Source organism: Leclercia adecarboxylata, assembly GCF_006171285.1.
Classification (GTDB): domain Bacteria; phylum Pseudomonadota; class Gammaproteobacteria; order Enterobacterales; family Enterobacteriaceae; genus Enterobacter; species Enterobacter barmai.
Genome location: NZ_CP040890.1, coordinates 1 through 5,065 on the forward strand (window position 1 = coordinate 1; position 5,065 = coordinate 5,065).

At 51.9% G+C, this 5,065-nt stretch carries 7 protein-coding genes and 1 pseudogene; all 8 read right to left on the reverse strand.

Features of this window, described 5'->3' with window-relative positions:
* Nucleotides 1-3: 3 nt before the first annotated feature.
* The gene (locus FHN83_RS26185; protein ID WP_114447050.1) at nucleotides 4-1,179 is read right to left on the reverse strand and encodes a GTPase; all 1,176 of its coding nucleotides are present in this window, start codon (nucleotides 1,177-1,179) and stop codon (nucleotides 4-6) included.
* Between the two features lie 2 nt (nucleotides 1,180-1,181).
* Nucleotides 1,182-2,084 carry a replication initiation protein gene (locus FHN83_RS26190; RefSeq protein ID WP_139565497.1) on the reverse strand — a complete coding sequence of 301 codons (903 nt, stop codon included), beginning with the start codon at nucleotides 2,082-2,084 and terminating at the stop codon, nucleotides 1,182-1,184.
* A 193-nt stretch (nucleotides 2,085-2,277) separates the two neighbouring features.
* Nucleotides 2,278-2,562: a NadS family protein gene (gene nadS / locus FHN83_RS26195; protein WP_001697687.1), complete on the reverse strand. Its 285-nt coding sequence runs from the start codon at nucleotides 2,560-2,562 to the stop codon at nucleotides 2,278-2,280.
* 1 nt (nucleotide 2,563) lies between these two features.
* Nucleotides 2,564-2,896: a type II toxin-antitoxin system RelE/ParE family toxin gene (locus FHN83_RS26200; protein ID WP_001715142.1), complete on the reverse strand. Its 333-nt coding sequence runs from the start codon at nucleotides 2,894-2,896 to the stop codon at nucleotides 2,564-2,566.
* Between the two features lie 155 nt (nucleotides 2,897-3,051).
* Nucleotides 3,052-3,330 (reverse strand): MbeD family mobilization/exclusion protein, encoded by a 279-nt coding sequence (locus FHN83_RS26205; RefSeq protein ID WP_327062116.1) that lies wholly within the window; start codon nucleotides 3,328-3,330, stop codon nucleotides 3,052-3,054.
* A 15-nt stretch (nucleotides 3,331-3,345) separates the two neighbouring features.
* The gene (locus FHN83_RS26210; RefSeq protein ID WP_139565498.1) at nucleotides 3,346-3,831 is read right to left on the reverse strand and encodes an MbeB family mobilization protein; all 486 of its coding nucleotides are present in this window, start codon (nucleotides 3,829-3,831) and stop codon (nucleotides 3,346-3,348) included.
* 370 nt (nucleotides 3,832-4,201) lie between these two features.
* Nucleotides 4,202-4,519 (reverse strand): annotated as a pseudogene (locus tag FHN83_RS29065) (relaxase); the annotation flags it as partial.
* Nucleotides 4,509-4,835 (reverse strand): MobC family plasmid mobilization relaxosome protein, encoded by a 327-nt coding sequence (locus FHN83_RS26220; RefSeq protein WP_114505637.1) that lies wholly within the window; start codon nucleotides 4,833-4,835, stop codon nucleotides 4,509-4,511. The gene FHN83_RS26220 and the pseudogene FHN83_RS29065, both read right to left, overlap by 11 nt.
* Nucleotides 4,836-5,065: the final 230 nt, after the last annotated feature.

Here is a 5,065-nt window from a genome sequence, read left to right on the forward strand (position 1 = left end):
ACGCTATTTTTTGAAGGAAAAATGCTCTTTAAAGACAGAGAGTATTGAAGTGGTACTTTCCGGCAACTCGACGATCCCGGTTTCTTTGTTGTAGTAGGAAACCAGAACTTGGATGTAAGCATGACCTACGGCTTGGGTAAGAGCTACAGCAGTAGCTGCAGAAATGGCACCACCAATAAGGGAACCTACACCAGGAATAAATTTTAACGCATTAGAAACAACAGCCTTACCTACTTGAGCAACAGCTGTAATACCAAGAATGCCTGCTACAACAGATGTAGTTGTTGATGTAGATGTGTCCAATTCAAACTCAGAGTTTATTTTATATATCATTCCACTTTGTACAGCTGCAATTAACGGCGCATCAGACCCCGGAATAGGAGAAGCTCCGACAGCTCCAGCTGCTGCTGACGCTCCATGAACGATGTTTCTCGCGCCACTTTTCATGGCTTCAAGCCGTTCTCCCATCTTAACCATTTGAGCCTTTTTTAAGGCTTGCTTTGCACCTCTCTTAGCTTCTGGAAGACATTTAAAACTCGAGTCAACTAACTCATCCAAACCACTTACTGGAACAGTAAACTTCCCTATTTTTCTTTCTCTTGAATTAACACAAACATAGTTACCAGAAACATAACTTCCATGATGGCTATCAATTTCATTGATAGCCTCGCGAACAAATTCATCAGTGTCATCTTCAAGAGTTTTAGTGAATACAATTACAATAGGTATGTCATATTCTTTTAATATCCCGATAAGCTCTATATCTCTTGGTTCAACTCTGGCGCCAGAAGCATCAATGCACATCCAACCAAGGTGAGGAACATCATCCAAGTGTGAGTAGTTATCAAAGCTAGATTTAATTTCTTTTTTTAATTGATTTATTGTTTCTTCATAATCTTTAGATTCAATCCCTTTAGTGTCCCATAATACCATTCCTTTTTTGGGAACTTTAATTTTACTCAGATGCTGAGTAACTGGTTTACCCACTCCAGACTTGACTATTTCCTCCCCAAAAACAGCATTAACTAAGGAGCTTTTCCCAACGCCAGTGGCACCGAACAATATAATATTAAATCTTTCTTTTTTTTCTTCTGCTTCCTGTTTTGCTTTGTCAGCATCGAAAGTTTGTGAGTTGTAGTCATAAGAATCGCCTAAAAAGTCTTCATAAGAACTAGCCATAGTTACCTCTTTAATTGTCGATAATACGTGCTTCTACTTATCCCCATGCTTAGCCATGGTTTTTTTGATGTTAAGGACTCAGGATTAAAAGGTCGTCCACCACCTTTACTCTTTTTACCCCGTAAAGACTGGATATCGGATGTATGTGTTTTTTCTACATACTCTTTAAAAGATGATTCTGTTATTTTTATACTCGTCCACTTAGCAATGCTTTTAGCAATACCGTTCACCTCATTATCATCCAGTGGTGCTGCAAATTGCAGGTTATAGGCACTGGCGCGTTCGTAGCAGGCTTGAAGCCACTGGTCATACTCAGGCCAGCCCTGACGGATAGCGCGGTATGCCCACTTGCGGGTTCTGTCGAACAGGGTGCAGTTACGGCCTAAACCGTAGTCAGCAACGATTTCTTTGTCGTTCGCCGCATTCAGGTCGAGAAAGTCAGCCAGCCAGTCCAGCGTGTAAAGTTCAGGTTGCCATACGGCAATTTTCCAGTGGCCGTGGTTCGGATTTTTGCAGATTAGCCCCGAATACCCCGCGTCAGCCTCTAATTTTTTGCGTAGCGCGTTCTCAACGGCGGCGGCGTAGCGCAATGGCTTTATTTTTCCGTCCGGTGCGGTGCGTATCGAGGTTTTCAACGCGTACAGCAGGTGCGCATGTCCGTTGTCGGGGTTGGTGATGGTCAACGTAGGCGCGGGGGCGTTGCGATCGCTCCAGTCGATGGCGGCACCGGCGCGATCGACGTCGAATCCCAGCCAGAACATGGCGTGAGGCTGATTAAACTGGATGTATTTCGCCAGAATGGCGCGTTCCTTACCGGCAATCCGTACACCAAAATGCAGATCGTCCGAAAAGTACGGCTTGTGCGGTAAGCGGTCGTTGAAGAGTGTGAGTGCGGCGTTATGCAATGCGCCCTGCGCTTATGGCGGGCTGTTGTCTGGCACGTTTCATGTGCTAATATCCTTTCAAGGTTTCGTACCTGGCCCTGGTTATCATGCGGATCCGCCAAGATTTGAGCATGATGCCGGGGCTTTGTTTTTTCTGTTGCCGTTAAATTACACGCGAACGGCCTCGCCTGTCGAATCCTTCTGTCACAACGGCTTAGTGCGCCGCCAGCTCCTGGAAGAATTTCGGGTTCGCCTGGATGGTTGCCAGCACCTTCGCCGCCAGTCCGGTCGGATTACGGCGTCCGGTTTCCCAGCTTTTTATGGTGTCGAGGCTGGTTCCCAGCACTTTCGCCATCTCACTCTGTGAAACGTTCAGTTGTGCCCTGATAGCCTTCACGTCTGCCAGCTCGTAACGGGTGACGCGGGCAGGCTCTCTGACGCCGTTTTTGATTTCAACGGCTTCTTCCAGCGATGCTTTCAGCTCGTCAAAAAAACTCATGTCACACCTCGTCTTTCAGTTGTTGGGTCAGCGTCTTCAGCGCGGCTTTCTCCGCGTCCGTCAGGCTGTCTTTGGTGCTTTTCGGGTAGGCCATCACCAGATAAATCACCTCGGCGGTGGCCAGAAAATAAATCACCCTCGCGCTGCCGCTTTTTCCCTGGTTGCCCGTCGCCATTCTGACTTTTCGCAGCCCGCCGGTTTTCTGGATGAGATCGCCTTTGTCCGGCGACTCAATCAGCGTCTTTTGCAGCTCCCTGAGCTCTTCATCCGTGGCGATCTGTTTTATCTGACGGGTAAACATCGGGGTCTCGATAAATTCAATCGTGTGACTCACGGTTGTCTCCTGTATTTAACGGAGTACATAGTACACTTAATTCTGATTCCGGAAAAGAGGTCACATCGAGGGGCCATAGTACCGGGTCGGCTTTTTCTGCGGCTCCGGCTGTTGCTCGCGCAGCTTTTCCGCACGGGCGCGGTCATGCTGCGCAATCAGCGCATCAAGCGGCTGACGTTCCTGCTCAAGCTCTCGACCTGCGCGCGCAAGCTGTCCACCTGACTGCTCAAGTGCTGACACACCCGGTCGCTGTGCGTCAGCGCCTGTGAGGTAGCCTCGAACATGTGCTGCAAACTGCTGTAGCTGTCCTGCCACGCCTGCTGCTGTTGCTCGTAGCCTGCCTGTAAGCTCTCTAAGGCGCTCAGAAGCTGTTTTTCCATCTCGGTCATGGTTTTGGTCATCCTCGGTGTTAAAAACATGCTGTGGCGTTTCATGGCGCTCTGATGAGGTTATTTCGCCGTGTATTTCACCACGGTATTCCCGGCCTGCGAGGTGTAGGTTTCCACGCCGTGCGCCTGCTTCGGCAGCACCGCCAGGTAGGTGTTCCGGTTCTTTTCGTCGCTGTAAATCGTCACGCCCGCGCCGCTTTTCGCTTTCAGGCTCGCCAGCTGCTGGCTGTAGCTGTCCATCTCGCTCAGGCGTGAGGTGATGATCGTGCCCTGAAACCAGATTATCCCGCCCATGATGCCGATCAGCAGGGCGAAGCAGATGAATATCCACGCCATTGCTGTTGAGACTGACTTCCTGAGCATGCCCGTCAGCCTGCCGTTCTGCTCGCGGATAGCGTTGCTGATGCTCTGCGCGCTTGATTGCAGTTCCGCGCTGATAGACGTCTCCAGCCTCGCGAACTCGCGCTTCACGCTCTGCTCGGTATCCTGCGCCTGCTGCTTCGATTTCTCCTCGAAGCCCTTCGCCAAATTTAAAATCTCGCTCATAGATCATTCCTTTCAGCCGGATATTTCGGCCGCCGTCCGGATCGGCAATGCTGATACTGCTTTTAGTTTCCCGCGCCACGGTCAGGCCGTAGCTTTCCAGCTGCGTCACCACGTCCTGCCGGCTGCGGATCACGCCCTGCTGCATCAGGTTCATCAGGCCGGCGGTGATTTTCTCTGCCGCCTGCTGTTTGTCGCGGGGCAGATCACTGGCCTGCGTCAGCGGGCGGCGGTAAGTCGGGTCGTTCGGGTCGCGCAGCCCCAGTCGGTCGTTGGTCAGGGTCTGCCAGGCATTGACACGGGGGCGGTCAGCGCGGTCAAAGTAGGGTTGCAGGCGTTTGCCGCTCTGCAATTCGATGTTCGGGATGACAAAATTCAGCTCAAGCCGTCCCTTGTCGCGGTGCTCCACCCACAGGCAGGTGTACTGGTCGCGGTCGAGGCCGGTCAGCAGCGTGTGCTCCCATTCATCCATCAGGCGCGATTTCTCCGCGTCTGCAATGTCAGGTTCCTGGAATGACAGCACGCCGGAGGTGTAGGCGCGGGCAAAGTCGCAGCCGTCGATCAGTTCGCGCACATGTTCAGGGTTGCCGCGCAGTACGCTGGCCTGTTCGCGCTGCCGGTCTTTACCCAGCAGGTAATCCACCGGACCACTGCCGGAACCCGCACCGCGTGAGTGAATTTTAACGATCACGGTTCTGCTCCAGCAGGTCGCCAAGCTGCCGGTCAAGGCTGGTCAGTACGACAAGCAGCGAGGCACGTTCAGACGGCGTCAGGGAATCAGTCTGGTTCAGGCGGCGGGCTATCTGGTTCAGGTTGTTGCCAATCCCGCTGACCTGTCGCAGCAGTTCGGGCGCAACCTCTGGCACACGGCGCCTGCGTGAGGTGTGTTCTCCCAAACCAAGCTGACGCAGCCACTCCGCAAGATGAGCCCGGTCGCAGCGATCAAGCAGTCGCTGATGCTCAGTTTCAGTAAGACGGATTTTGATCTCTTTCGTTCGCTTTTCCATAGGCTCCGCTGAGAAAAAATTCGCACCACCGTGAGAATTTTTCGCAGTGGATGCCAGGGGTTTCGGGGGGCGGCGAGCCCCCTGAACCAGTCACGGTGGCACCTCGCTAGAGGGGACGCTGTGTGTACTGGCTTAAAGAGTAATGCAGTATGTCAGATTCTGTGCTGACTGCAAAAAAAAAAGCCCCGCTTATACGGGGCTGTTATCTGATATAGGTTGTTATTGTCTCA